Genomic DNA, 26,334 nt, shown 5'->3' with positions numbered 1-26,334 from the left:
TTTGGATGCCCCGATGCCGACGGTGAGATACTGCGAGGATGCCCCTAGCCACCGCGTCCGCCGCAGTCGAGGAGGCGGTGTTGCGCCGGAGCGCCGATCTGATCGCGTTGTCGCACTCCATCCACGCCGAGCCCGAACTGGCCTTCGACGAGCATCGCAGCTGCGCGAAGACCCAGGCACTGGTCGCCGAGCGCGGCTTCGACGTCACCGCCGCACCGGCGGGTCTGGACACCGCGTTTCGCGCCGTCTACGGCAGCGGGTCGCTGGTCATCGGGGTGTGCGCGGAGTACGACGCGCTACCCGAGATCGGCCACGCGTGCGGGCACAACATCATCGCCGCCTCCGCGGTGGGGACCGCGCTGGCGCTGGCCGAGGTGGCCGACGACCTCGACCTGACCGTCGTGCTGCTGGGCACCCCGGCCGAGGAGGCCGGCGGGGGCAAGGTGCTGATGCTCGACGCCGGCGTGTTCGACGACATCGCCGCCACCGTGATGTTGCACGCCGGCCCGCTGGACATCGCGCGGGCCCGGTCGCTGGCGCTGTCCCAGGTCGCGGTCACCTACCTGGGCCGGGAGGCGCACGCGGCGGTGGCCCCGTACCTGGGGGTCAACGCCGCCGACGCGGTGACCGTCACCCAGGTGGCCATCGGGGTGTTGCGCCAGCAGATGGCGCCGGGGCAGATGGTGCACGGGATCGTCACCGACGGGGGGCAGGCCACCAACATCATCCCGAAACGGGCGCAGTTGCACTACACGATGCGGGCCAACGACACCGAAGGCCTGCGCAGCCTGGAACGGCGGATGGCGGACTGCTTCCTGGCCGGCGCGATCGCCACCGGCTGCGACTACGAGGTCGCCGAGACCGAGCCGCCCTATCTGGAGTTGACCCCCGACGGCTGGCTGGCCGAGACGTTCCGCACCGAGATGGTGCGGGTCGGCCGCACCCCGGTCGGGGTCGACGTGGAGGCGGCGCTGCCGCTGGGCAGCACGGACATGGGCAACGTCACCCACGCGATGCCCGGCATCCATCCGATCGTCGGGATCGACGCCGGCGGCGCGTCGGTGCATCAGCCGGCGTTTGCGGCGGCCGCGGCCGGTCCCAGTGCCGACAAGGCCGTCGTCGAGGGGTCGATCATGCTGGCCCGCACCGTGGTGGAGCTGGCGCAGACCCCCGCGCAGCGGGACCGGGTGCTCGAGGCGCAGCGGCGGAGGCGGGCGTCATGAGCGATGCGTTGTCGCATGCCGCCGCGCGCTGGCTGTCCGCGCATTTCGACGACCTGGTGGGCTGGCGCCGGCACATCCACATGCATCCCGAACTCGGCCACCAGGAGTTCGCCACCACCCAGTTTGTGGCCTCGCTGCTGGCCGACGCCGGGCTCAACCCCAAGGTGCTGCCCGGGGGAACGGGCCTGACCTGCGATATCGGTCCCGACGACGGTCCCCGGGTGGCGTTGCGGGCCGACATGGACGCGTTGCCGCTGGCCGAGCGGACCGGCGCACCGTACGCGTCGACGGTGCCCAACGTCGCCCACGCCTGCGGTCACGACGCGCACACCGCGGTGCTGCTCGGCGCCGCGTCGGCGCTGGCGTCGGTGCCCGAGCTGCCCGTCGGTGTGCGGCTGATCTTCCAGCCGGCCGAGGAACTGATGCCCGGCGGTGCGATCGACGCGATCGCCGCCGGCGTGCTGACCGGGGTGTCGCGGATCTACGCGCTGCACTGCGACCCGCACCTGGCGGCGGGCAAGGTTGCGGTGAAGGCGGGCCCGATCACGTCGGCGGCCGACCACATCGAGGTGACGCTGCACTCGCCGGGCGGCCACACGTCGCGTCCGCATCTGACCGGCGACCTAGTCTACGGGATGGGCACGCTGATCACCGGGGTGCCCGGGGTGCTGTCGCGGCGCCTCGACCCCCGGCACAGCACGGTGATGGTGTGGGGCGCGGTCAACGCCGGGGTGGCCGCCAACGCGATCCCGCAGACCGGCACGATGGCCGGCACCATCCGCACCGCCAGCCGGGAAGCCTGGCTGACGCTGGAAGCCATTGTGCAGGAAGCAGTCTCGTCGCTGCTGGCGCCGCTGGGCATCGAGTACGTGCTGCACTACCGGCGTGGGGTGCCGCCGGTGGTCAACGAAGAGGTGTCCACCCGCATCCTGACCCACGCGATCGAGGCGATCGGCCCCGACGTGCTCGCCGAGACGCTGCAGTCCGGCGGCGGTGAGGACTTTTCCTGGTACCTCGAAGAGGTGCCGGGCGCGATGGCCCGCCTCGGCGTGTGGAGCGGTCACGGGCGTCAACTCGACCTGCACCAGCCGACGTTCGATCTCGACGAGCGCGCCCTGGGCGTCGGGGTCCGCCTGCTGGTCAACCTGGTCGCCCACGCCTAGGGTTTCCCTCGTTCGGCGAGCGTTCCCTCGTTCGGCGAACGCGCGCGTCTGTACGACGACGCGCCGCTCGCGCCGGCATTTTGCGCGCGCTCGCGCCGCCCGAGCTATCCCCAATTGCCACCTGATCCCCAGATCTCGCCCGACCTGTTCTACGCCGAGTCGAACTGACGTCCCGCGGCCCCAGCATGGCCGTCATGAACGACGAACTCATCCGACTGCTCGACACCCAGGGCGGCGTGGCGACCAGCGGTCAGATCCTGCAGCACCTGTCCCGGCGTGGACTGGAGCGGGCCGCGAACTACGGTGTGCTGGAACGCATGTGGCAGGGCATCTACTGCCTGGGTGAACCCACCGACGAACTGCGGCTGCGCGGCCTGGACCTGGCGGCCGGCACCCGGGTGGCGGTCTGCCTGGGCACCGCGGCCGCGATGCACGGCTTCGACACCGAGCAGCCGCCGGATCTGCACGTGCTCAACCCGGTCCGCCACGCCCTGCGCAGCGTCGACGGGCTGGTCGTGCACCGCCGCGATGGCGCACCGCTGATCATGGTCGACGGCCGGCGGGCCACCACGCCGGCCTGGACCGCCGTTGAGGGGGCCCGGAGCCTGCGCCGGCCCCGAGCGCTGGCCACTCTCGACGCGGCGCTGCGCAGTGGCACCTGCGGTCTGCCCGACCTGTGGCGCGCAGCGGTCGAGCAGCAGGGCCGCCGCGGGATCGTCGCGGTACGTGACCTGTTGGCGTTGGCCGACGCCCGCGCCGAGTCGCCGATGGAGAGCGAGGCCCGGTTGGTCATGCTCGACGGTGGGCTGGCGGTCCCGCAGTTGCAGTACGAGATCGTCGACGGCAACGGTGACCTGCGGCGACTGGACTTCGCCTGGCCGGAGTTCCGGGTCGCCGCCGAGTACGACGGGGTGGCCTGGCATTCGGGTGCCGACGCGTTGCTGGCCGACCGTCGGCGGCAGAACGCGCTGATGGATGTCGGCTGGGCGGTGGTGCCGATTGTGTTCGAGGACGTCCGGCAGCGCAGCCGGGAGCTGGTGGCCCGCATCGACGGGCAACTTCGTCACGCTCGGGCAGCGTGAACGCGCGCGAAATGCCGGCGCGGGCGGCGCGTCGTCGTACAGACGCGCGCGCTCGCGCCGAAGAAGCCCTGAGCCTCGGCGGGTGCGGCGCAGGGCTGCGTTGTAGGGTGCGGTGGTCCGGTCGCGCAGGTTTGCGGAGCGACCGATGGGGTGGAAGGAATTCGGGCGGGTGAAGATCTCGGTTGTCGGTACCGGATATCTGGGCGCGACCCATGCCGCGTGCATGGCGAGGCTGGGGCACGACGTTCTCGGGGTCGACGTCGACGAGGCCAAGGTGAGCAAGCTGCGCTCGGGGGAGATGCCCTTCTACGAGCCGGGTCTCGAGGAGCTGACCCGGGAGATGATCGGTGCGGGCAAGCTGCAGTTCAGCTCGTCGTTTGCGGAGGCCGCCGAATTCGCCGACGTGCATTTCATCGCGGTCGGCACGCCGCAGCGGCGCGGGGAGTTCGCCGCGGACACATCGGCCCTCGATTCGGTGATCGCGTCGCTGGCTCCCGTGATCACCCGTCCGTCGGTGATTCTGGGGAAGTCCACGGTGCCGGTGGGTACCGCCGCGGATCTGCGCAGCCGCGCGCAATCGCTCTCACCCGCGGGAGATCAGCTCGAGCTGGGTTGGAACCCTGAGTTCCTGCGTGAGGGGCACGCGATCAAGGACACACTGGAACCGGATCGGCTGGTGCTCGGGGTGGCCGATGGCGCCGACCCGCGGGTGGAGGCCGCCGCCCGGGAGGTCTACGGAGATCTTCTCGAGCGAGGTGTGCCGTTCCTGGTCACCGACCTGGCCACCGCCGAGTTGACCAAGATCTCGGCCAACGCCTTTCTGGCCACGAAGATCTCCTTCATCAATGCCATCGCCGAAGTGTGTGACGCCGCGGGCGCCGACGTGGTGACGTTGGCCGACGCGATGGGATACGACACACGTATCGGTCGCGCGTTCCTCAACGCCGGTCTGGGTTTCGGGGGCGGCTGCCTGCCCAAGGACATCCGGGCCTTCATGGCCCGTGCCGGTGAATTGGGCGCGGCCCAGGCCCTGACGTTCCTGCGCGAGGTCGACAACATCAACATGCGCCGGCGGACACAGATGGTCGAGATGGCCAAACAGAGCTGCGGAACGCTGCTCGGGTCCCGTGTGGCCGTCCTCGGAGCGGCGTTCAAGCCCAATTCGGACGACGTGCGCGATTCACCGGCGTTGAATGTTGCAGGCCAGCTCCAACTGCGGGGCGCAGCCGTCAGCGTCTACGACCCCAAGGCGATGGAGAACTCGCGGATGTTGTTCCCGACCCTGGGCTACTCCGCATCGGTCCTCGACGCGTGCGAGAACGCCGACGTCGTGCTCGTGCTGACCGAGTGGGACGAGTTCCGCAATCTCGACCCCGACAGTCTGGCCGGCGTCGTGCGGCAACGTCAGATCATCGACGGCCGCAACTGCCTCGACCCCGCGACGTGGACCGATGCCGGATGGAAGTATCGCGGCTTCGGGCGCGCCGCGTCGCGCTGAGGACCTACGCGCCGGGGCCGATGTTGCTGGCCGGGCGGGTCCGCAGATCGTGCACGTAACTGGCTGGGGCGCCCGCGATCTCCGCCGCATCGGCCATCACCCCGAGGTAGCGGGCCGACGGGACCCCGCCCTCCCAGGCATCGAGCACATACAGCCAGGCGAGTACGGGGTCGGTGTCGGTGTCCGACGAGGTGCGATCCACCCGGCACCGGATCTTCTTGTGGATGCCCAGCTCGGAGCCCTCCCAGCGGTCCAGGTTGAGCTCGTCGTCCTTGGTCATGTCGTAGAGCACCACGAACACCCGCGAGTCGGGATCCTCGACGACGGTGGCCAGCGCGCCCTCCCAGCCGATGTCCTCGCCGCCGAACGTCAACCGCCAGCCGTGCAACCAGCCGGTTCCCGCCATCGGGGAGTGCGGGGCCCGCTCCAGCATCTGGTCGGGATGCATGTTCGACCCGTAGGCGGCGTAGATCGGCACGCGAGAAGCTTAGACGGCATCGTGTGGTGATGGCTGACATGTCCGCCTCTCCGCGGCATCCGAACGCCGCAGCCGCGCCGGTGCAATAGGTTTGACACCGTGGCAACTCGCATCGTGATCATCGGCGGAGGGCCGGCGGGCTACGAGGCGGCGCTGGTGGCGGCCGCCCACGGACGCGACGTCGTGCAGGTGACGGTCGTCGACCCGGACGGGCTGGGTGGGGCCTGCGTGCTCTACGACTGCGTGCCGTCGAAGACCCTGATCGCCTCCACCGGGGTGCGCACCGAGCTGCGCCGCGCCGGCGGGCTGGGCTTCGACATCGGCATCGACGCCGCGCCGATCTCGCTGGCGGAGATCAACAACCGGGTCAAGACGCTGGCCCGGTCGCAGTCCGCCGACATCGGCAGCCAGCTGCTCAACGCGGGTGTGACGATCCTCGGCGGCCGCGGTGAGTTGGTCGACGACACCTCGGGGATGGCCCATCACCGGGTGCGGGTCACCACCCCGGACGGCAAGGTCGGGGTGCTCAAGGCCGACATCGTGCTGATCGCCACCGGCGCCAGCCCTCGGGTGCTGCCCAACGCGGTGCCCGACGGCGAGCGGATCCTGACCTGGCGCCAGGTCTACGACATGCCCGAGCTGCCCGAGCACCTGATCATCGTCGGCTCGGGCGTGACCGGTGCGGAGTTCTGCAACGCCTACACCGAGCTGGGGGTGACGGTCACCGTGGTCGCCAGCCGCGACCAGATCCTGCCGCACGAGGACTCCGACGCGGCCGCGGTGCTCGAGCAGGTGTTCGCCGAGCGCGGTGTCACGCTGGTGAAGAACGCCCGCGCCGAGTCGGTCACCCGTTCCGACACCGGTGTGCGGGTGGCCATGGCCGACGGCCGCGTCGTCGAGGGCAGCCACGCGCTGATGACGGTCGGATCGGTTCCCAACACCGCCGACCTGGGGCTGGAGCGGGTCGGCATCGAGCTCAAACCCGGCGGCTACATCCCGGTGGACCGGGTGTCGCGGACCCCGGCGCCGGGGATCTACGCCGCCGGGGACTGCACCGGCCTGCTGCCGCTGGCCTCGGTGGCCGCGATGCAGGGCCGGATCGCGATGTACCACGCGCTCGGCGAGGGGGTCGCCCCAATCCGGCTGCGCACGGTGGCCTCGGCGACGTTCACCCGCCCGGAGATCGCCGCGGTCGGGATCCCGCAGACGGCGATCGACAGCGGCGAGGTGCCCGCCCGCACCCTGACGCTGCCGCTGAACACCAACGCCCGCGCCAAGATGAGCCTGCTGCGGCACGGTTTCGTGAAGATCTTCTGCCGCCCGGCCACCGGGGTGGTGATCGGCGGCGTGGTGGTCGCGCCGATCGCCTCGGAGCTCATCCTGCCGATCGCGCTGGCCGTGCAGACCCGTATCTCGGTGTCGGAGCTGGCCCAGACGTTGTCGGTGTATCCGTCGCTGTCGGGCTCGATCGTCGAGGCGTCGCGGCGGCTGATGGCACGCGACGATCTCGACTGACTGCGCACGCGGGGAGTACGCGGGACGCGCGTACGCGAGGAGCAGGCGGGACGTGCGCACGCGGGGAGCGAGTAGGACGTGCGCACGCGAGGAGCGGGACGGACACGTAACCTGGGACCGACAGCCGTACTGACGAGTAACAAACGAGGAGTCGGTAAGCGTGAGTGACCCGATCCCCGCGCCGGGCAACGGCCAGACATTCCTGGGCCCCGAGCAGCGCAGCCGGGCCTGGGAGCGGCTCGGCAGCGAGCAGTTCGACATCGTCGTGATCGGCGGCGGCGTGGTCGGCGCGGGTGCCGCGCTGGACGCCGCGACGCGTGGGCTCAAGGTGGCCCTCGTCGAGGCCCGTGACTTCGCGTCGGGCACCTCGAGCCGCAGCAGCAAGATGTTCCACGGCGGCCTGCGCTATCTCGAACAGCTGGAGTTCGGCCTGGTGCGCGAGGCGCTGCACGAGCGCGAGCTGTCGCTGACGACGCTGGCCCCGCATCTGGTCAAGCCGCTGCCGTTTCTGTTCCCGCTGACCAACCGGTGGTGGGAACGGCCGTATGTGGCGGCCGGCATCATGCTCTACGACCAGCTCGGCGGCGCCAAATCGGTTCCGGCGCAAAAGCATCTGACCCGCGCCGGGGCGCTGCGGCTGTCGCCGGGGTTGAAGCGCTCGGCGCTGATCGGCGGCATCCGCTACTACGACACCGTCGTCGACGACGCCAGGCACACGATGACGGTGGCGCGCACCGCGGCCCACTACGGTGCGGTGGTGCGCACGTCGTCGCAGGTGGTGGACCTGCTGCGGGAGGGCGACCGGGTCACCGGGGTACGGGTGCGCGACTCCGAGGACGGCGCGGTCACCGACGTGTGCGGCCACGTCGTCGTCAACGCGACCGGGGTGTGGACCGACGAGATCCAGGCGCTGTCCAGGCAGCGCGGCCGGTTCCGGGTCCGCGCCTCCAAGGGAGTGCACATCGTGGTGCCGCGCGACCGGATCGTCAGCGAGGTCGCGATCATCCTGCGTACCGAGAAGTCGGTGCTGTTCGTCATCCCGTGGGGCACGCACTGGATCATCGGCACCACCGACACCGACTGGAACCTCGACCTCGCGCACCCGGCCGCGACGAAAGCCGACATCGACTACATCCTGGGCCACGTCAACACCGTGCTGGCGACGCCGCTGACCCACGACGACATCGACGGCGTGTACGCGGGTCTGCGTCCGTTGTTGGCCGGCGAGAGCGAGGAGACCTCCAAGCTGTCCCGCGAGCACGCGGTGGCGGTGCCCGCGCCGGGGCTGGTCGCGATCGCGGGCGGAAAGTACACCACCTACCGGGTGATGGCCGAGGACGCGATCGACGCCGCGGCCGAGTTCGTCCCCACCCGGGTGGCGCGTTCGATCACCGAGAAGGTGCCGCTGATGGGTGCCGACGGATACTTCGCGTTGGTCAATCAAACCCAAAGCGTGGGAGCGTATTACGGTCTGCACCCGTACCGGGTGCGCCACCTGCTCGACCGTTACGGTTCGCTCATCGGCGAGGTGTTGCAGCTGGCCGAGGACCGTCCGGAACTGCTGGCGCCGATCACCGACGCGCCGGTCTACCTCAAGGTCGAGGCGGCCTACGCCGCGGCGGCCGAGGGGGCGCTGCACCTGGAGGACATCCTGGCCCGCCGGATGCGGATCTCGATCGAGTACCCGCACCGTGGGGTGGACTGTGCCCGTGAGGTCGCCGAAGTCGTTGCGCCCGTGCTGGGCTGGAGCGCACAGGACATCGACCGCGAGGTGGCGACCTACCTGGCCCGGGTGGAGGCCGAGGTGCTCTCGCAACGGCAGCCCGACGACGCTTCCGCCGACGCGTTGCGAGCGGCCGCGCCGGAGGCCCGCGCGGAGATCCTCGAACCCGTGCCGCTGAACTGAGCCCGGATGGACCGCCCCGCCGATGCGTTGCCGATTCGCCCGGGCTTCGAGGGCATCGGGCCGTCCCGGGTGCGGATGCACGGTGGCAATGTTCACCAGGAATTCCAGCGCCGGTGGGGTGCCGGTTCGAAAGTTCTTGCCGGCGAAGTGTTCTGCGCCGATGGCGCGGTGGCCGATGCGACGACCGTGCTGCCCGCCGGGGCGGTGGTGTACCTCTACCGTGACCTGCCCGACGAGGTGGAGGTACCCTTCGACGTTCCGGTGATCCACCGCGACGACGACATCCTGGTGGTGGACAAGCCGCACTTCCTGGCCACCATGCCACGCGGCGGTCACGTCGTTCAGACCGCGCTGGTACGGCTGCGCCGCGACCTGGGATTGCCGGAGCTGAGCCCGGCGCACCGGCTGGACCGGCTCACCGCCGGGGTGCTGCTGTTCACGGTGCGTCCGCAGGTGCGCGGCGCCTATCAGAGCATGTTCGCGGCGGGGCGCGTGCGCAAGACGTACCTGGCGCACTCGAGTTCGGCTGCCGACCTCGCTTTCCCCCGCACCGTGGTCAGCCGAATCATCAAGCGGCGCGGCTCGTTACAGGCGATCGAGGAGCCGGGGGAGCCGAACGCCGAGACGCTGGTCGAACAGCTGGGCGCCGGACTCTACCGGCTCACACCGCGGACCGGACGGACCCACCAGTTGCGGGTCCACATGGCGTCGCTGGGTCTTCCGATCACCGGAGATCCGTTGTACCCGAAGGTTGTGGAGGTGGCGGCGGACGACTTCTCCTGCCCACTGAGACTTCTGGCCAAGACGCTGGAGTTCGTCGACCCGTTGACCGGGACGCGGCGCCGGTTCGACAGCTCCCGGCGGCTCGCGTCGGGCTAGTCTGCGCTCAGATCGCAAATCCCCTCGGCGCACGCTTTGCGATCTGAGCGCACACTGCGCACAAAAATCTACGACATCGGCCGGCGGTTCGCTGACCGAGTCGCCGGGCTGCTGGGGGTGCTGCCGGGCAGGCGATCTGCCGGGCAGCCGACTTTGCCGGGGTACGGCTGATACCGCTACGAAGTGGGTTCCCGAGCCGGCCGTAGTGGTGGCGCCGCCGTGCTGTGGCGATACCCGCACCGCGGGCTCGCACGTCCAGAACTGGCAAACTCGCCGAGGCCGCGGAGTCCGCCGGGTATATGGGCACGGGGGACGCGTTCAGCCCCCGGATCGGCCGCCGGCTGCGACAATCGTGGTCGGCGGCGAGGGCCGCCGGATAGCCGAAGGAGCAGAGTTGCGCGAGACATGGCTCGTCGCGGCGGTGGCGGTCGTACTGGGCGGGTTCGGCCCCGCCGTGGTGTCCGCCCCGCCCGCGCACGCGATATGCGGATCCATCGGCGGCGTGCACGTCGACGTCACCGGGTGTTCGGATCCGCTGTGGGAGATGAACTACGTGCCGCCCCCGCCTCCTCCGCCGCCCCCACCACCGCCGCCGCCGCCCCCACCGCCACCCGGGGCGCCGCCACCACCGCCCCCGCCCCCTCCGCCTCCGCCTCCGCCTCCGCCGCCGCCGCCGGCGTATGACTACGGCTACGGCTACGGCTATCGGCCCGACGTCGCCGTCTGCGCCGATGTCGGGCGCCGGATCAGTGTCGGCGGTTGCATCTGATGGACCGCACACAGTTCGATCGGCTGTTCGACATGTCGGGCCGGACCGTCATCGTCACCGGCGGTACGCGCGGCATCGGGTTGGCGCTGGCTGAGGGCTATGTGCTGGCCGGTGCGCATGTCGTGGTGGCCAGCCGCAAGCCCGATGCGTGCGCGTGGGCGGCGCAGCACCTGCGTGACCTGGGCGGACAGGCGATCGGGGTGCCCACGCACCTCGGGGACGTCGACGACCTCGCCGCGCTGGTCGAGCGCACGGTCGCCGTGTTCGGCGGGATCGACGTGCTGGTGAACAACGCAGCCAACCCGTTGGCCCAGCCGTTGGGGCACATCACCGTCGACGCGCTCACCAAGTCTTTCGAGGTGAACCTGCGCGGGCCGGTGATGCTGGTGCAGGAGGCGCTGCCGCACCTGAAGGCCAGCCCGCACGCGTCGATTCTGAACATGGTCAGCGTCGGGGCGTTCATCTTCGCGCCGATGCTGTCCATCTACGCGTCGATGAAGGCCGCGTTGATGTCGTTCACCCGCTCGATGGCCGCCGAGCTCGTCGGTGACGGAATCCGGGTCAACGCGCTGGCGCCGGGGCCGGTCGACACCGACATGATGCGCAAGAACCCGCGGGAGGCAATCGACGGCATGGTGGGCGACACGTTGCTGGGCCGGCTGGCCAACGCCGACGAAATGGTCGGCGCGGCACTGCTGTTGACGTCCAACGCCGGCAGCTATATGACCGGCCAGGTGATCATGGTCGACGGCGGCGGAACCCCCCGCTGAAAGCCCGGGCTACCCCCCGCCGAAAGCCCAGGCTACCGCCCGGCCTTTCGGCCCGGCCTTTCGCCGAACTGGCATTCCAGCAGGCGCCTTCTCGCACTTTTTCTGCTGGAATGCCATTTCGGCACAGGGTCGGTCAGGTCTTGCGCAGCACGGCCGAGGCGGCTTCGCGCATCTCCCCGCTCGTCGACGCCAGGATCTGGCTGCGGTTCTCCAGGTGCAGCGCCGACTCGAGGCTGGTTGCGTCGAGGTTGGCCCACAGCACCTGCTTGGTCGACTCCACGCCGAACTTGCCGTAGCCGCAGAGGGTTTCGGCGACGTCCAGCGCCTCCTGAACGGGGTCGTCGACCAGCCGGGACACCAGCCCGAGCCGCAGCGCCTCCTGGGCGTCGACGGCGCGCGCGGTCAGGATCAGGTCGAACGCCGGCCCGGCGCCGACGATGCGGGGCAGGGTGTAGCTGACGCCGATGTCGCACCCGCCGAGCCCGAGCTTGATGAACTGCGTGCAGAACTTCGCCGAGGGTCCCGCGATGCGCAGGTCGCAGGCCAGCGCGATGCCGAACCCGCCGCCGTAGGCGACGCCGTTGACCGCGGCGATAACCGGCTGACGCAGCCGGTGGATCTTGGCGGTGAGGTCGGCGATGCGCTCCTGCCAGCGCATGCCCGAGCGGGGGAATTCGGTGCCGCCGCCGGCCTCCGGCGGGCTGGGCGCCGACAGGTCCAGCCCCGAGCAGAACCCGCGTCCCGCGCCGGTCAGCACGACGACCCGGCAGACGTTGTCGGCGGCGACCGCGTCGAGCGTGCGGTGCAGGTCCTCGACGAGTTCGTAGGACAGCGCGTTGAGCTTGTCCGGCCGGTTGAGGGCCAGGACCGCGATCTCGGGCCGCGGATGTGTCATTTCCAGAACGGGCGCCATGCCCGTCACGCTAGCTGCTGCGCCAGCCCGCCACGCCGATGGTGATCATCCGGAGTTGTTTGACGGCGATCCGCTTGATCTCGGCGACCGCGGCGGGATCGGTCGCGTCCTCCAAGGATTCGGCGATGACGATCATCGAGTTGACGAACACCCCGGCCAGGATGTTGAGGTCCTCGGTGCTCCAGGTGTTCAGGCCGGGGAAGCGGGCCAGGTCGATGGCCAACTCGGAGGTGATCAAACGGATCTCGGTGCGGATCGCGTAGCGCAGCACGGTCACGCCGCTGAAGCGTTCGCGGCCGATGAAGCGCCAGTGTTCACGGCGTGCCTGCACACCGTCGACCAGGATGTCGACCGAGGACTCGATGACGCGGGTCGGATCGAGCTTGCCGGCGCGCGCACCGCGCAGCATGTCGCGCAGGGTGCGAAACGACTCGTCGATCAGCACCAGCCCGAGCGCCTCCATCGACTCGAAGTGGCGGTAGAACGCCGCCGGGGAGATGCCCGCCTCCCGGGTGACCTCTCGCAGGCTCAGCGCGCTGAAACTCTGCTCGGCGAGCAGGTGCAGCGCGGCGGCGACGATCGCGCGCCGGGTGGCCTCCTTGCGCTCCTCGCGGGACAGCCGCTCGTCGGAATCCCTCGACCTGGACCGGCTGGACCGGCCCGAACGTGAGCTGGGCGTACGACTGTTCACTATGTGAAACCTACCACAACCTGGATCGATCCGTTGACGTGCTGGGCAATCGCGGCGCACGGTATACACATGTTCACTCAAACATTGACCAAGCGGCGGTCCGCGTTGCTGGACCTGCTGACCGGTCCGCACGGCGTCGACCGCTACACCGAGCTGGTCGACCCCACCTGGACGCGCGGCGAGGCCCGCGCCCGGGTGGTGGGGGTGCGACGCGCCACGCCGCGCAGCGTCACGCTGACGCTGGCACCCAACCGCGCCTTCACCGGTTTTCGCGCCGGCCAGCACATCAACCTGTCCGTCGAGATCGACGGGCGTCGCCGCACCCGGCCGTACTCACCGGCCAACGCCGAGGACAGCCGGTTCATCGAGCTCACGATCGGCCGCCACGACGGCGGGCTGGTCTCGACCTACCTCGTCGAGCACGCCCGGGTCGGCATGGTCGTCGGCCTCGACTCCGTCGGCGGCGACTTCACCCTGCCCGACTTGGCTCTGCCCGACGCACCGGCCGGCCGGATCCTGCTGATCTCCGGCGGCAGCGGGATCACCCCGGTGATGTCGATGCTGCGCACCCTGCAGGCGCGGCGGCACACCGGGGAGATCGTCTTCGTGCACTACGCGCGCTCCGCGCAGGAGGCCTGCTACCGCGAGGAGCTCGCCGAGATCGCCGCCGCCATGCCCAATGTGACGGTGCTGCACGGATACACCCGATCGCCCGAGGGCTCCGACCTGCCCGGCCGCTTCGGTCCGGAACTGGGACCTGCGCGGTACGCCGGACAGACCCGGGTCGATGTGTGCGGGCCGCCCGCACTGGTCGACGCCGTCCGGGCGGTGTACCCCGACGCGGCGGCCGAGAGCTTCGTGCCACCTGTCTTCTCCGGTGAAACATCCGGCGGGCGGGTCACTTTCACCGACAGCGGCCTCGAGGTCACCGACGACGGGACGACGCTGCTCGCCCAGGCCGAAGCGGCCGGCCTGGCCCCGGAGAGCGGATGCCGGATGGGTATCTGCTTCTCCTGCACGCGCCGCAAGACCAGCGGTGCGGTGCGCAACGTGATCACCGGCTCGGTGTCGTCCACCGATGCCGAGGACGTGCAGATCTGCGTGTCCGCACCCGTCGGCGACGTCGACGTCGCCCTCTGAATCCATCCCCCCGATGCGCCGAAATGGCATTCCAGCAGCGGAATCACGAGTGATGCCCAGCCTGGCTGCCATCTCGGCGGAAGAGAGGTAACCACCATGACCACCACCATTCCCGCCCCGGCCCGCACGATCACCAAGACCGTCGCCGGCAAGACCGTCACACTGACCCCCGAGCAGGCCGAGGCGTTCGGCCGTGAACTCGATGAGCTCAAGGACCGCGTCATCGCCGACCTCGGCGAGCGCGACGCCGCCTACATCCGCCGGATGATCAAGGCGCAGCGCACCCTCGAGGTTGGCGGCCGGGCCCTGCTGTTCGGCGGCATCTTCCCGCCGTTCTGGCTGGCCGGCACCGCGATGCTGGGCCTGAGCAAGATCATCGACAACATGGAGATCGGCCACAACGTCATGCACGGCCAGTACGACTGGATGGGCGATCCGGCCATCTCCAGCCGCGGATTCGAGTGGGACACCGCGTGTCCCGCCGAGCAATGGCGGCACTCGCACAACTACATGCACCACACCTACACCAACATCGTCGGGCTCGACCGCGACATCGGCTACGGCATCCTGCGAATGAGCGCAGACCAGAAGTGGCGGCCGTACTTCCTCGGCAACCCGGTGTACGCGTTCCTGTTGATGGTGCTGTTCCAGTACGGCGTCGCGCTGCACGAACTCGAGACCGAGCGCATCCGCAACGGCGAGATCTCGCTGGCCGACAAGCGTGAGGTGCTGCGGGGCATCTGGGACAAGACGAAGACGCAGACGCTCAAGGACTACGTCGCCTTCCCGCTGCTGGCCGGGCCGTTCGCACTGTGGGTGTTCGCCGGCAATCTGACCGCCAATCTGATGCGCAACGTGTGGTCGTACATGATCATCTTCTGTGGCCACTTCCCCGAGGACGTGCAGGAGTTCTCCATCGAGGAGACCAAGGCCGAATCACGGGGGCAGTGGTACTTCCGGCAGATCCTCGGCTCGGCGAACCTGACCGGCGGCCGGTTGTTCCACATCCTGTCGGGCAACCTGTCCTTCCAGATCGAGCACCACCTGTTCCCGGACATCCCCGCGCATCGGCACGCGGAGATCTCGGTGCAGGTGCGCGACATCTGCGGCCGCTACGGCGTGCCCTACAACACCGGGCCGCTGCCGCGACAGTTCGCGACCGTGGTGCGCAAGATCGTCCGGCTGGCACTGCCGGGTCGGTAGGCCCGGGTCGCTAGCGCCCGATTGCGCGAACTGGCATTCCGGCAGGTATCTACTCGAACTTTGGCTGCTGGAATGCCATTTCGGCGCTTAGGGCGGGCCGGTGCTCGGGCGGGCCGGCGCTCAGGGCGGGCCGGTGCTCGGCGGGGTGGGCGTCAGGACCAGTCGTGGCGCCGGTAGGCGTAGCGAGGGATCTGCACCGTGCCGCGCCAGCCACGGGCGGTCATCGCGCGGTGGAGTCGTTGCAGGGCGGTGACGGGGTCGTCTTCTTTGACGACGCCGATGACGTTCCAGCCCAGCCGGGCCAAAGCGGGCAGGGCCCAACGGTCTTTGAGGTACTGCCCGCGATCGGATTGGTGCTGCTCGCCGTCGTATTCGACCGCGACTCTGAACTTCTCCCAGCCGAAGTCGAGTGTGCGTACGTGCTGGCCGAATTCGTCGAACACCGGAATCTGGGTAGTCGGCGGGGGAAATCCTGCATCGGTGACGAGCAGCCGCCAGAACGTCTCCATCGGTGACTGGGCCCCGCCATCGACCAGGGGTAGGGCCGCCTTCAGCAGTGCCACGCCTCGCGCACCACGGTAGCGCTTTGCCAGCAGCATGACGTCCTCGGTCGAGAACGGACGCGCCTGCATCAGTGCATCGAGACGTGCCACCCGGTCGGGCTGGAACCGTCCGAGGTCGAATGCGGTGCGTGCCGGCGTGGCTACCGGCAGACCGTCGACCTCCGCCCACTCGTCGCCGCCGATCCGATCGTTGCGGGTAACGATGCCTCGGGGCTGCCGGGGATAGGCGTGGATCAATTCGATGTCGACGTCGTCATCGATCCACCGCGATCCGTAGAGCGCCGCCGCGGCGAGCCCCGTGACGACGGCATTGCGTGACGACCACAGCCACGCGGCTTCGGTGCGGTCCCGCAGCGTGAGCGGATGGTCAACGGGCGCGTGAACGTTGCGGAAGACCGGCCGATACCAGCGCTGAAGTTGGTGGCGGGTCACCACGCCGTTCGCGACCGCCTCGGTGCCGATGAGAATTTCGTCCATGACCGGATCGTGGGCACGGGCACCGACATAAACCGCCTCGGCTGCCGAGATCGCAGCTAGGCTGTGGATAACTCGAAAATTCCCTGCTGGAATGCCATTTCGGCGAGAAGGCGGGCGTGCCGTTTCGGCGAGAAGGCGGGAGTGTCAGCGCTGGCAGGACGGGCACCAGAAGGTGACCCGGTCGCCTGAGCGGTCCGTCTCGACGACGGTGCCGCAGCGCCGGCAGGGCAGCCCGGCCCGCCCGTAGACCCATACGTCGCGGCCCGGCCGGGTGTCGCCGGTGGTGGTGCGATTGAGACGTAACCGGTTGGCCCACAACATCTGCTGCGCGCGGCTGACGAGCCGGTGCGGGTCGGCCACCTCGGCGACGGCGGTGCCGGGGCGCAGCCCGAACACGAAACACAGTTCGTTGGCATAGACATTGCCGACTCCGGCCATCACCCGCTGGTCCAGCAGCGTCTCGGCCAGCGGGCGGTCGGGATCGGCCATCAGATTGGCGGTGGCGGTTTCGGCCGACCAGTCCGGGCCGAGCAGGTCCGGGCCGAGGTGGGCCACGACGTCGGTGTCGGTGGCCCGGTCGAGGATCTCCAGCACGCCGAGGTCGACGCCGGACGCGCGGGCGCCGTCGGTCTCCAGCACGATCCGCACCTTGTGCGGCGCCGAGCGCACCCGCCCGATCACCCATGCCCCGTCCATCTTCAGGTGTGAGTGGATGCTGGCCGGCCCGACCCGGATGAACAGGTGCTTGCCGCGGGTGAGCACCTCGTCGACGGTGTGTCCGGTCAGGTCGACGGTCGCGTAGCGCGGCACCCGGACGTCGCAGCGGGTCAGGGTCTTGCCGACCAGCGCCTCACGCAGCTTGGCCGCGGTGCGGAAGACGGTGTCGCCCTCGGGCATCAGCGCAGTCGCAGCCCGCGTGGCGTGCGGGCGAATCCCGCCGCCACCAGTGCTTCGGCCACTGCCGAGTCCCGGTTCTCGAGCACCGGGACTCCGTCGATGCGCTCCACCAGCAGCGCCGGAACCCGTTGCCGGGTTACCAGTTCGGCCAGCGCGGCCGCGGCGGCGTTCAGTGTCTCGGAGTCGTCGGTGAAGCTCAGCAGTGACCGTCCGCCGCGCTCGACGAACCACGCCAACGCCCCGTCGACGAGCACCACCAACGCCCCAGCCTTACGGCCGGGCCGATGCGCGGTGTCGGCGTCCTCGCGGGTCGGCCACGCCAGCGCGGCACCGAACGGGTTGGCCGGGTCGGTGGCCGCCAGGGCGACTGCACGCAGTGCGCCACGCTGGTCGTCGATGCTGTCGGCGTGGGCCCGCAGCCGGTCCACGGTGCTGGCCGTCGCGAACTGCGCCCCGCCCAGCGATTCGACGAAATAGCCACGCTGACAACGGCCGGCCTCTTCCATCGCGGTCAGCACCTTGTACAGCGACGCGAACCCGCCCGGCACGTTCTCGGCGGCCGCCGCGCCCTTGGTCAGCACGCCGTGGCGGGCCAGCAGCTGATCGGCCAGGAACGACGCCCGCACCGTGGTGTCGGTTTCGGCCGAAGGCAAGGCCGACCACCGGCCCGACACCGTCGGGTCGGTGTCACGGTGCGACAGCGCGCTGGAGCTCAGGCTGTAGCGGCTCAGCCGCGGCGCACGCCGGTGCCGATGTGATGGTGCCGACGGCCGGCGTGAGCCCTGCCCCCGCGCCCCCGTCAGCAGGGCACGCACCGGGGCGAACGTGTCCCCACTCACGTAACCGGCCCAGATCAGTTGCCACAATGCCTCTTTGAGCTCATCACCAGCCACGCCGTCGACGGCCAGCTGGCGGAAGAAGTAGGCCCCACCACCGCCCAACGCGTCCAAGACCGCCCGGTGTACGTCCGCCAACTCCAGACCATCGGGCGCAGACAGCGACAGCGGCGCGGTATCGGTCGGATGGAAGGCCACCCAGCCGTCGGAGGCCGACAGCGCCCCCGCCCCAGACCACAGCACCTCGCCGGAGGCGAGCAGTTCGTCGAGCATCCCGGGCTGGTAGTCGCGAACCCGCTGGCCGAAGATCAGCGGCTCCACCGCCGAGGCGGGCATCGGCACCCCGGCCAGCTGGTCGATCACCGCGGCCAGGCCGTCGACCCCGGATACCGCATCGGTGCCCAGCATCTGCCAGGACGGCAGGAACCGGCCCAGCGCCGCGGTGGACACCGGCTCGATCTGCGCGCGCAACGCAGCCAGCGAGCGGCGCCGCAGGATGCGCAGCACCTCGGCGTCGCACCATTGCTCGACCCCGGCGACATCGGTGGGCACATCGGTGAACTCGCCGCGCACCAGCTTCCCGTCGACCGTCAGCCGGGCCAGCAGGTCACCGGCCACCCGCAGCCCCAGCCCGAACCGGGCGGCGGCGTCGGCGGTGGTGAACGGCCCGCGGGTGCGGGCGTACCGCGAAAGCAGTTCGCCCAGCGGGTCGACGACCGGCTCCAGGAAGGCCATCGGCACCCCGACGGGCACCGCGACGCCGACCCCGTCGCGTAACCGGCCGATGTCCTCCACCGCCGCCCACCACGTCTGTCCGGCGAACGACACCGGCAGCGCGCGCTTGGCCGACAGCAGCCCCTCGAGCCAGCCGCCGACATCGGCGGCCGTGCAACGCAAAGCGACCTCACCGGCGGTCAGCGGGCCGAGCATGCGCAGTAGGTCGGCCACCCCCTCCGCATCGCGAACCAACCGGTCCGGCGCCAGGTGCTGCAGCTGCCGCTCGGTTGAGGCGATCACCTCGGCGTCGAGCAGCTCACGCAGTTCGACCCGGCCCAGCAGCTCGGCCAGCAGCGTGGGATCCAAAGCCAGTGCGGCCGCACGCCGTTCGGCCAGTGGGCTGTCGCCCTCGTACATGAACGCGCCGACGTAGCCGAACAGCAGCGATGCCGCGAACGGCGACGGCGTCGCGGTCTCGACCTCGAGCAACCGAACCCGGCGCGAGGCGATACGGCCCATCAGCGCGGTCAGCGTCGGCACGTCGTAGACGTCCTGCAGGCACTCGCGCACCGCCTCCAGGACGATCGGGAAGTCGGGGTAGTGGCGCGCCACGTCGAGCAGTTGCGCGGCGCGTTGGCGCTGATGCCACAGCGGTGAGCGCTTGCCGGGATGGCGGCGCGGCAGCAGCAGCGCCCGGGCGGCGCACTCGCGGAACCGGGATGCGAACAGCGCCGAGCCGCTGACCTCGGTGGTGACCAGCGGCTCGATCTCGTCGGGATCGAAGACGAAGATGTCGGCTCCCGGCGCGGATTCGTCGGTGTCGGGCAGCCGCACGATGATGCCGTCGTCGGACGCGGTGGGCTTCTCGTCGATCCCGTAGCGGTCGTAGAGCCGCTTGCCGACCGCCAGCGCCAGCGGCCCGTGCACCCGCAACCCGTAGGGCGAGTGCAGAATGATCCGCCAGTCGCCGAGCTCGTCGCGGAAGCGTTCCACCACCAGGGTGGTGTCCGACGGCACCGACGAGGTCGCGGCACGCTGCTCGTCGATGAGCTGCCACAGGTTGTCGGTGGCGAACGCGTCGAAACCAACCTCCTGGCAGCGCGTTTCGAATGACGGACGGTCCAGCCGGGCCAGGGCGCCGGTGAACGCGCCGATCGCCGCGCCCAGCTCGGCGGGCCGTCCGACGCCGTCGCCGCGCCAGAACGGCAGCCGGGCCGGCTCGCCGGGGGCGGGTACGACCAGCACCCGGTCGTGGGTGATCTCGGTGATCCGCCAGCTCGTCGCGCCCAGCGAGATCACGTCGCCGGGCCGCGACTCGTAGACCATCTCTTCGTCGAGTTCACCCACCCGCGAGGGGTTCTCGGAATCCGAGGCCAGGAAGACGGTGAACAGTCCGCGGTCGGGGATCGCGCCGCCGGAGGTGACCGCCAGTCGCTGCGCGCCGGGCCGGGCGGTCAGGGTTCCGGTGTCGCGGTCGTAGACGATGCGCGGTCGCAGCTCGGCGAACTCGGTCGACGGGTACTTGCCCGACAGCAGATCCAGCGTCGCCTCGAATGCGCTGCGCGGCAACGTCGCAAACGGGGCGCTGCGCCGCACGACGTCGAACCAGGCATCGGCGTTGACCGGCTCCAGCGCACACGCCGCGACGGTGTGCTGGGCCAGCACGTCGAGCGGATTGGCCGGCACCTTCATGGTCTCGATCTGGCCGGCCAGCATGCGCTGCACACTGACCGCGCAGCCGATCAGGTCGGTGCGGTGCTTGGGGAACAGCACACCCTGGCTGATCTCGCCGACCTGGTGTCCGGCCCGACCGATGCGCTGCAGGCCGCTGGCCACCGACGGCGGCGTCTCCACCTGGATCACCAGGTCGACCGCGCCCATGTCGATGCCCAGCTCCAGGCTCGACGTCGCGACGACAGCGCGCAGGCGTCCGCTCTTGAGCGCGTCCTCGACCTCGGCGCGGGCCTCCTTGGACACCGAGCCGTGGTGCGCGCGGGCCAGCACGGGTTCGGCGCCATAGGTCTGGCCGCTGGCCATGATGTGCGCGGGCGCGCCGCCGGCCACGGTCGGGTTGCGCGCCCCGAGCTCGACGCCGGTGCGTTCGGCGTGGATCTCGTTGAGCCGGGCGGTGAGCCGCTCCGCCAGCCGCCGGGAATTGGCGAACACGATCGAGGACCGGTGCGCCTCGATCAGGTTGACGATGCGCTCCTCGACGTCGGGCCAGATCGAGTTGTCCTCGAGGTTGGCCATGTCGGGGACCGGGACCTGCACGGCCAGGTCGAACGTCTTGGCCGCCGGCGGCGCGACGATGGTCGCCGGCCGGATTGCCCCTGGGCTCGATGTCGCCGGCCCGCCGGCTCCTGGCCTGGATGTCGCCGGCCCGCCGGCTCCGGTGAGAAACCGGGCCACCTCTTCGGGTGGACGCACCGTCGCCGACAGCCCGATGCGCTGCGCGGGCTTCTCCAACATCGCGTCCAGCCGCTCCAACGACAGCGCCAGGTGCGCGCCCCGCTTGGTGGCCGCCACCGCGTGCACCTCGTCGACGATGACGGTCTGCACGCCGGCCAGAGTGTCGCGGGCCGCCGAGGTCAGCATCAGGAACAGCGACTCCGGGGTGGTGATCAGGATGTCGGGTGGTTTGGTGATCAGCTCGCGTCGCTTGGCGGGTGTGGTGTCGCCCGAGCGCACGCCGACGCTGATCTTCGGCGGCTGCTGGCCGGTGCGCTCGGCGATGCGGGAAATCCCGGTCAACGGCGTGCGCAGGTTGCGTTCCACGTCGACGGCCAGCGCCTTGAGCGGGGAGATGTAGAGCACCCGGGTGCCCGAGGCGTCCGCGCCCGCGAGTCGGTCGATCGCCCACAGAAACGCCGCCAGCGTCTTGCCCGACCCGGTCGGGGCGATGACCAGCGTGTTGTCCCCGTCGGCGATGGCGTTCCAGGCCTGCGCCTGGGCGGGCGTCGGCGCGACGAAGGTGCCGGTGAACCACTCGCGGGTGAGCGCGCTGAAGCGGCTCAGCGGGTCGGTGGTGCCGGACATCCCTCCATGGTGCCAACCCGGTCCGACACCTGGGTACCAGCCGCCGGGTACCTGCCGCTGATTACCTACCACTGGGAACCTGGCGCGAGCGCGCGTGTTGGCACCGCGGCGCGCCGCGCCAGCCGTGCAACAGCGCGCGCTCGCGCCGGACCAGCGCGCGATCGTGTCACCCCGGCACGCGCTCGGCCACCCCGGCGCGCGTGCGGCGCCGGTTCCAGCGGGCGTGACCTAAGCAAGGCTTCGCTTCGTGAGCTGTAGCCCATTCCTGGCAGCCGACTCCGTACAGGCTGTGAACAGGTTGTCCCGATCCGACGCCGCGGGCGTACGAGCATTGAAAAGTCTCTTGGGCGAACGATTTTCGCCGGACGGTCCGCTTGAGACGAGAAGCGCCCGAGGTCACGCGGTGGCCGACCGCTAGGGTGGCCGACCACGGTGGCCCCGGGCACCTTGAACATTACGCTCATCCGGCGCGGCAGGGTTCGAAATGCCGGACCATTGACCCGGGGTAGGCGATATCGGCTCGCCAGACGGAATATCGGTCGTCACGACGGGGGTTCATACCACGGTGCCGGGTCTAGGATCGAGGGGACGGAGAACAACCCGCCACACCGAAGCAGGATGGAGTGAATGATGCGGTTGGCGTATGCACTTCTGGCGCCCGTCCTGATCCTCCCCGCGCTGGCCTTTGCGCCGACGGCTGCCGCCGACTGCACCAGTTCGGGTGGGACGACCATCTGTTCGCAGGGCGAGGTCCGCGGAGCGGACACCGGAGAGGGGCCCAGCGGGTCGAGCGGGCCGTATGTGCCCTACCCGTGCAGCAATGACTGGTACGGCTGCAACAACGTGTGGGGTATCGGCTTCGGCATCGATCTGGGACGCCCGGGAATCGGCCACCGGCCGGGACGCGGCTGACGACGGCACTGAACTGATCTGAAGGAGAACGACATGGGTGATTGGATCTCTGCGCGCCGTGCGATCGCGGTGGCACTCGGTGCCGGTGCCGTGCTGCTGGGCGCCGCCGCGCCGGCCGGCGCACAGCCTGCGGAGCCGCCGAACTGTACGTCGGCGGACTTGGCGGGAGTCATGACGGGGGTGATGGCCGGGATGACGGCGTACCTGTACACCCATCCCCCGGTCAACGCCTTCTTCAGCACCATCCAGGACCTCGAGCCCGATCAGCGTAAGGTCGCCCTGGCGGAGTTCCTGGAACAGAATCCTCAGGTCAAGGGCGAGCTGCAGGCCATCCGGCAGCCCACCATGGACTTCCGCAACCGGTGTAACCGCCCCGTCCCGGAGATGTGACCCTCACCCGGGTGCGCGTGTTTGCACGGCGGCGCGCCGCGCCAACCGTGCAACAGCGCGCGCTCGCGCTCCATCACGGCGCGTCCCTGCCACCGCGCGCCCCTGCCGCCGCGCGCCCCGGTCACCGCGCGTCGGGTGACACCGCGGCGGCCAGTGCCGCCGGGATGCCCGGCACCCGCCCGACCGCGTCGAGCAGGCCGTGCGCGCACATATCGGCGATCAGGTCCGCGTTCAGCGACGGGTCGATCAGCCGCTGCCGGCACATCTCGAAGGTGAACGCCAGCCACCCGTAGACGGTGGCCCGCAGGTCCCGCTCGACCTTGGCGTCCAGCGCCTCGCCGACCGCGGCACCCACGCGGTCGATGATCCGGTTGGCCTGCCGGTCGTTGTCGATGTCCTCGATGCCGCGCAGCACCGGGTCCGCGCGACCCATCCCCATGTAGGCCGCCCACGCGCCGTGCGGATGCTCCTCGTCGTAGCGCAGGTAGGCGAGCACACCGGCGCGGATCTGCCCGAACAGCGTCTGACCCGGTAGGCGCGGAGGGTTGGTGGCCTCGAACAGCCGTTCGCCCTCGGCGCGCACGACCGCGGCGAAGAACGCCCGCTTGTCGGGGAAGTAGTGATACATCAGCGCCCGGGAGACACCGGCGCGCTCGGCGATCTCGTCGATGCGCACCTCGTCGTAGGGGCGCTGGCCGAACACCTCGGCGCCCAACGCCAGCAGCTCGTTGCGGCGGTCGTCGGGCGAGAGCCGCCGTCGGGAGTCGGTCATGCGGGGGATACTACTTGACACATGTATAACAGCGGCGGAGGCTGGGGACATGACCGGCACGACCGCCGATCGCCTGCGCTCGTTGCCTCCGCTGCCGCATCCGGGACGGCGCATCCCGGTGCTCGGCGACGTGCTGGCGTTCAAGGCCGACAGCCCGTCACAGTCGATGACGGCCCTGGTCGACCTCGGGCCGGTGTTCGAGTTCCGCTTTCTGGGAGCACAGTACGTCGTCGCCGCCGGCCCGGACGCGGTGGTCGAACTCTGTGACGAGTCCCGGTTCCGCAAGCACGTCGGCCCCGACATCGAGGCGTTGCGACTGCTCGGCGGCGACGGCCTGTTCACCGCCTACAACGACGAACCGAACTGGCAGAAGGCCCACGACATCCTGATGCCCGCCTTCAGCCAACAGGCGATGCGGCGCTACCACTCGATCATGTTCGACGTCGCCGATGAACTCACCGCGCGGTGGGACGACCGGGCCGCCCGCGGCGAGACGGTCGACGTCTCCGCCGACGCCACCCGCACCACGTTGGAGACCATCGGGCGGTGCGCCGCCGGACATCCGTTCGGCTGCTTTCAATCCGAGCAGACGCACCCGTTCGTCGAGCACATGGTGGCCGGGCTGAAGGGCTGCGACCAGGTCGGCGCGCTGCGCCAGACGTTCCTGCCGAAGTTCGTGGCCCGGCGCGCCGAACGTAAGGTCCGTGGGCATGCCGCGGCGATGCACGCGGTGGCCGACCAGATCGTCGCCGAGCGGATGCGCGGGGGTCTCGGCCACCACGACGACCTGCTCGAGCTGATGCTGGTCTCCGACCTGGACCCGTCCAACATCCGCTACCAGCTGATCAACTTCCTCGTCGCCGGACATGAAACCACTTCGGGCGCATTGTCTTTCGCGCTCTACTTCCTGTCGCAGCATCCCGGTGCGGCCGAGCGGGCACGCGCCGAGGTCGACGAGGTATGGGGCGATGCCGAGCGGCCTGACTTCGAGCACATCGCCAAGCTGCGTTACGTGCGGCGGGTGTTCGACGAGGCGCTGCGGCTACACCCGACCGTGCCGGCGTTCTACCGGGAGGCGCGGGAGGACACCGTCCTCGCCGGTGTACACCTGATGCGCAAAGGGGACTGGGCGCTGGCGCTGACGATGACGCTGCACCGCGATCCGCGCTGGGGCCCGGAGCCGGCCGCGTTCGACCCCGACCGGTTCGCGCCGGAGAACGTGCGGGCCAGGCCGGCCGGACTGTACAAACCGTTCGGTACCGGGCCGAGATCCTGCATCGGGCGGCAGTTCGCGCTACACGAGGCGGTGCTGCTGCTCGCGGTGCTGCTCCGCCGTTACGAGATGACCGCGGATCCCGACTACCAGTTGCAGGTCGCCGAGCGGCTCACGTTGATGCCCAAGGACTTCCACCTTGCGCTCAGGCCTCTCTAGCGCGTGCCTCCGTTGCGCGGGGCCCCTGTGGCCTCTGTTGCGCGAGCGCGCGGGTCTGTACGCCGACACGCCGTGCCGCGCGGCAGATCCCGCGCGCTCGTCGCCGCTCAGCGCTGCCGCAGTGTCCGCTGGTAGCGGCGCATGCCGTCGATCCACCGGTCGTAATCGGCGCCCTTGTGCCGGTACATCTCCAGCAGCTCGGGGTGCGGCATCACCATGAACGTCCCCGAGCGCACCGCCTCGATCGTGGCGGCCGCGACGTCGGCCGCGCTGATCACCCCGGCCGACTGCTCGATCGACGATGCCCCCAGCCGCGCGTCCGGATCGTCGGTCTCGCGGATGGTCTGCATCATCTGCGTCTCCACCCCGAGCGGGCACACGCAGCTGACCCCGATCCCGTCGTCTCCGTAGGTGATGGCCAGCCACTCGGCGAACCCCACGGCGGCGTGCTTGCTGACCGAGTACCCGGCCGCGCCCAAGGTGGTCAACAGGCCTGCCGCCGAGGCCACCGACACGAAATAGCCGGATCCGGTCGATTGCCAATGCGGGATCAGCAGCCGGGCCGCCCGGATGTGGGCGCGCAGGTTGACGTTGAGCACGAAGTCCCAGTCGGCCTCGCCGCCCAGCGACGGCGCGCCCATGACGCCGGCGTTGGCGACGTAGATGTCGACCGGATCGAACTCGCTGGCGGCCAGCGTGAGCAGTCCTTCGATGTCCTCGGTGTCGGCCGCATCGGCGCGCAGCGCCATCGCCTGACCGCCGGACTCCCGGATCGACGTCGCGGTTGCGTGGGCGCCTGCCTCGTCGAGGTCGCCGACGACGACGCGCACGCCATCGGCGGCCAGCGCGTATGCCAGGGCCTGTCCGATTCCCGACGCACCACCGGTGACGACGGCGGCCTTGCCGTGTAAGTCCATGTGCAGAAGTGTGCTCTCGTCGGCGACGAACGCGCGCAAAATGCCCGCACTTCGCGGCGTGTCGGCGTACAGACCCGCGCGCTAATGGGTCTTGATCGGTGTTTCGTTGCCGGGTTTGGAGGCCTTGTCGCGCGACGCTGATTGTGAGCGGCTGG

At 70.1% G+C, this 26,334-nt stretch carries 22 protein-coding genes; 14 read left to right on the top strand and 8 right to left on the bottom strand.

Annotated elements, in window-relative coordinates; translation table 11 throughout:
- Positions 1-38 precede the first annotated feature (38 nt).
- The 4 genes from JDV09_RS12980 to JDV09_RS12965 all read left to right on the top strand — a co-directional run bounded on the left by JDV09_RS12980 (position 39) and on the right by JDV09_RS12965 (position 4,966).
- Positions 39-1,223: a M20 family metallopeptidase gene (locus JDV09_RS12980; protein WP_221369546.1), complete on the top strand. Its 1,185-nt coding sequence runs from the start codon at positions 39-41 to the stop codon at positions 1,221-1,223.
- Entirely contained in the window at positions 1,220-2,386 is a 1,167-nt protein-coding gene (locus JDV09_RS12975; RefSeq protein WP_221369545.1) for a M20 family metallopeptidase, read from the top strand. Before JDV09_RS12980 ends, JDV09_RS12975 begins: the two co-directional genes overlap by 4 nt.
- 194 nt (positions 2,387-2,580) lie before the next feature.
- The gene (locus JDV09_RS12970) at positions 2,581-3,468 is read left to right on the top strand and encodes a type IV toxin-antitoxin system AbiEi family antitoxin (protein WP_221369544.1); all 888 of its coding nucleotides are present in this window, start codon (positions 2,581-2,583) and stop codon (positions 3,466-3,468) included.
- Between the two features lie 145 nt (positions 3,469-3,613).
- Positions 3,614-4,966 (top strand): UDP-glucose dehydrogenase family protein, encoded by a 1,353-nt coding sequence (locus tag JDV09_RS12965; RefSeq protein ID WP_221369543.1) that lies wholly within the window; start codon positions 3,614-3,616, stop codon positions 4,964-4,966.
- A gap of 4 nt (positions 4,967-4,970) precedes the next feature.
- On the opposite strand, the gene JDV09_RS12960 is transcribed toward JDV09_RS12965, so the two are convergent.
- Positions 4,971-5,444, bottom strand: coding sequence for a gamma-glutamylcyclotransferase family protein (locus tag JDV09_RS12960; protein ID WP_221369542.1), 474 nt, complete (start codon positions 5,442-5,444; stop codon positions 4,971-4,973).
- A 99-nt stretch (positions 5,445-5,543) separates the two neighbouring features.
- Here JDV09_RS12960 and JDV09_RS12955 point away from each other — a divergent pair, with 99 nt between their 5' ends.
- The 5 genes from JDV09_RS12955 (at position 5,544) to JDV09_RS12935 (ending at position 11,283) form a co-directional block, all read left to right on the top strand.
- Complete coding sequence (locus JDV09_RS12955) at positions 5,544-6,959, top strand: NAD(P)H-quinone dehydrogenase (protein WP_221369541.1); 1,416 nt, start codon at positions 5,544-5,546, stop codon at positions 6,957-6,959.
- A gap of 160 nt (positions 6,960-7,119) precedes the next feature.
- The gene (locus tag JDV09_RS12950) at positions 7,120-8,865 is read left to right on the top strand and encodes a glycerol-3-phosphate dehydrogenase/oxidase (RefSeq protein WP_221369540.1); all 1,746 of its coding nucleotides are present in this window, start codon (positions 7,120-7,122) and stop codon (positions 8,863-8,865) included.
- Positions 8,866-8,871: 6 nt separating this feature from the next.
- Positions 8,872-9,744: a pseudouridine synthase gene (locus JDV09_RS12945; RefSeq protein WP_221369539.1), complete on the top strand. Its 873-nt coding sequence runs from the start codon at positions 8,872-8,874 to the stop codon at positions 9,742-9,744.
- Between the two features lie 394 nt (positions 9,745-10,138).
- Positions 10,139-10,513, top strand: coding sequence for an RNA-binding protein (locus JDV09_RS12940; RefSeq protein WP_372452909.1), 375 nt, complete (start codon positions 10,139-10,141; stop codon positions 10,511-10,513).
- Entirely contained in the window at positions 10,513-11,283 is a 771-nt protein-coding gene (locus tag JDV09_RS12935) for an SDR family NAD(P)-dependent oxidoreductase (protein ID WP_221369538.1), read from the top strand. Before JDV09_RS12940 ends, JDV09_RS12935 begins: the two co-directional genes overlap by 1 nt.
- Positions 11,284-11,416: 133 nt before the next feature.
- On the opposite strand, the gene JDV09_RS12930 is transcribed toward JDV09_RS12935, so the two are convergent.
- Together JDV09_RS12930 and JDV09_RS12925 are read right to left on the bottom strand one after the other, a co-directional pair.
- Positions 11,417-12,196, bottom strand: coding sequence for an enoyl-CoA hydratase/isomerase family protein (locus tag JDV09_RS12930; RefSeq protein WP_221369537.1), 780 nt, complete (start codon positions 12,194-12,196; stop codon positions 11,417-11,419).
- A gap of 10 nt (positions 12,197-12,206) precedes the next feature.
- Positions 12,207-12,887, bottom strand: coding sequence for a TetR family transcriptional regulator (locus JDV09_RS12925; RefSeq protein ID WP_221369536.1), 681 nt, complete (start codon positions 12,885-12,887; stop codon positions 12,207-12,209).
- Positions 12,888-12,956: 69 nt separating this feature from the next.
- Here JDV09_RS12925 and JDV09_RS12920 point away from each other — a divergent pair, with 69 nt between their 5' ends.
- On the top strand, positions 12,957-14,027 hold the full coding sequence (locus JDV09_RS12920; protein WP_221369535.1) for a ferredoxin reductase: 1,071 nt from the start codon (positions 12,957-12,959) through the stop codon (positions 14,025-14,027).
- 96 nt (positions 14,028-14,123) lie between these two features.
- Complete coding sequence (locus tag JDV09_RS12915; protein ID WP_255605291.1) at positions 14,124-15,230, top strand: fatty acid desaturase family protein; 1,107 nt, start codon at positions 14,124-14,126, stop codon at positions 15,228-15,230.
- Between the two features lie 152 nt (positions 15,231-15,382).
- Here the strand turns inward: JDV09_RS12915 and JDV09_RS12910 are convergent, their stop codons facing one another.
- From JDV09_RS12910 to JDV09_RS12900, 3 genes are all read right to left on the bottom strand, one after another.
- The gene (locus JDV09_RS12910; protein WP_221369534.1) at positions 15,383-16,270 is read right to left on the bottom strand and encodes a hypothetical protein; all 888 of its coding nucleotides are present in this window, start codon (positions 16,268-16,270) and stop codon (positions 15,383-15,385) included.
- 144 nt (positions 16,271-16,414) lie between these two features.
- Positions 16,415-17,167, bottom strand: coding sequence for an endonuclease VIII Nei2 (gene nei2 / locus JDV09_RS12905; RefSeq protein ID WP_221369533.1), 753 nt, complete (start codon positions 17,165-17,167; stop codon positions 16,415-16,417).
- A complete protein-coding gene (locus JDV09_RS12900) occupies positions 17,167-21,756 on the bottom strand; it encodes an ATP-dependent helicase (protein ID WP_221369532.1) in 4,590 nt (1,529 codons plus the stop codon). Before JDV09_RS12900 ends, nei2 begins: the two co-directional genes overlap by 1 nt.
- Positions 21,757-22,383: 627 nt before the next feature.
- Between JDV09_RS12900 and JDV09_RS12895 the strand changes: the two genes are divergently transcribed.
- Complete coding sequence (locus JDV09_RS12895) at positions 22,384-22,668, top strand: hypothetical protein (RefSeq protein ID WP_372452908.1); 285 nt, start codon at positions 22,384-22,386, stop codon at positions 22,666-22,668.
- A 33-nt stretch (positions 22,669-22,701) separates the two neighbouring features.
- A complete protein-coding gene (locus JDV09_RS12890) occupies positions 22,702-23,058 on the top strand; it encodes a heme-binding protein (RefSeq protein ID WP_221369531.1) in 357 nt (118 codons plus the stop codon).
- A gap of 121 nt (positions 23,059-23,179) precedes the next feature.
- On the opposite strand, the gene JDV09_RS12885 is transcribed toward JDV09_RS12890, so the two are convergent.
- Positions 23,180-23,830 carry a TetR/AcrR family transcriptional regulator gene (locus tag JDV09_RS12885; protein ID WP_221369530.1) on the bottom strand — a complete coding sequence of 217 codons (651 nt, stop codon included), beginning with the start codon at positions 23,828-23,830 and terminating at the stop codon, positions 23,180-23,182.
- A 49-nt stretch (positions 23,831-23,879) separates the two neighbouring features.
- On the opposite strand from JDV09_RS12885, the gene JDV09_RS12880 reads away from it, so the two are divergent.
- The gene (locus tag JDV09_RS12880; RefSeq protein ID WP_221369529.1) at positions 23,880-25,262 is read left to right on the top strand and encodes a cytochrome P450; all 1,383 of its coding nucleotides are present in this window, start codon (positions 23,880-23,882) and stop codon (positions 25,260-25,262) included.
- 107 nt (positions 25,263-25,369) lie between these two features.
- Here JDV09_RS12880 and JDV09_RS12875 read toward each other — a convergent pair whose 3' ends face one another.
- Positions 25,370-26,179, bottom strand: a complete 810-nt coding sequence (locus JDV09_RS12875) for an SDR family NAD(P)-dependent oxidoreductase (protein WP_221369528.1) — start codon at positions 26,177-26,179, stop codon at positions 25,370-25,372.
- Between the last annotated feature and the right edge of the window lie 155 nt (positions 26,180-26,334).

It is taken from the genome of Mycolicibacterium xanthum (assembly GCF_019710635.1).
GTDB lineage: Bacteria > Actinomycetota > Actinomycetes > Mycobacteriales > Mycobacteriaceae > Mycobacterium > Mycobacterium xanthum.
The sequence above is the reverse complement of the archived record's forward strand: the minus strand, read 5'-3'. Positions and strand labels throughout refer to the sequence as shown.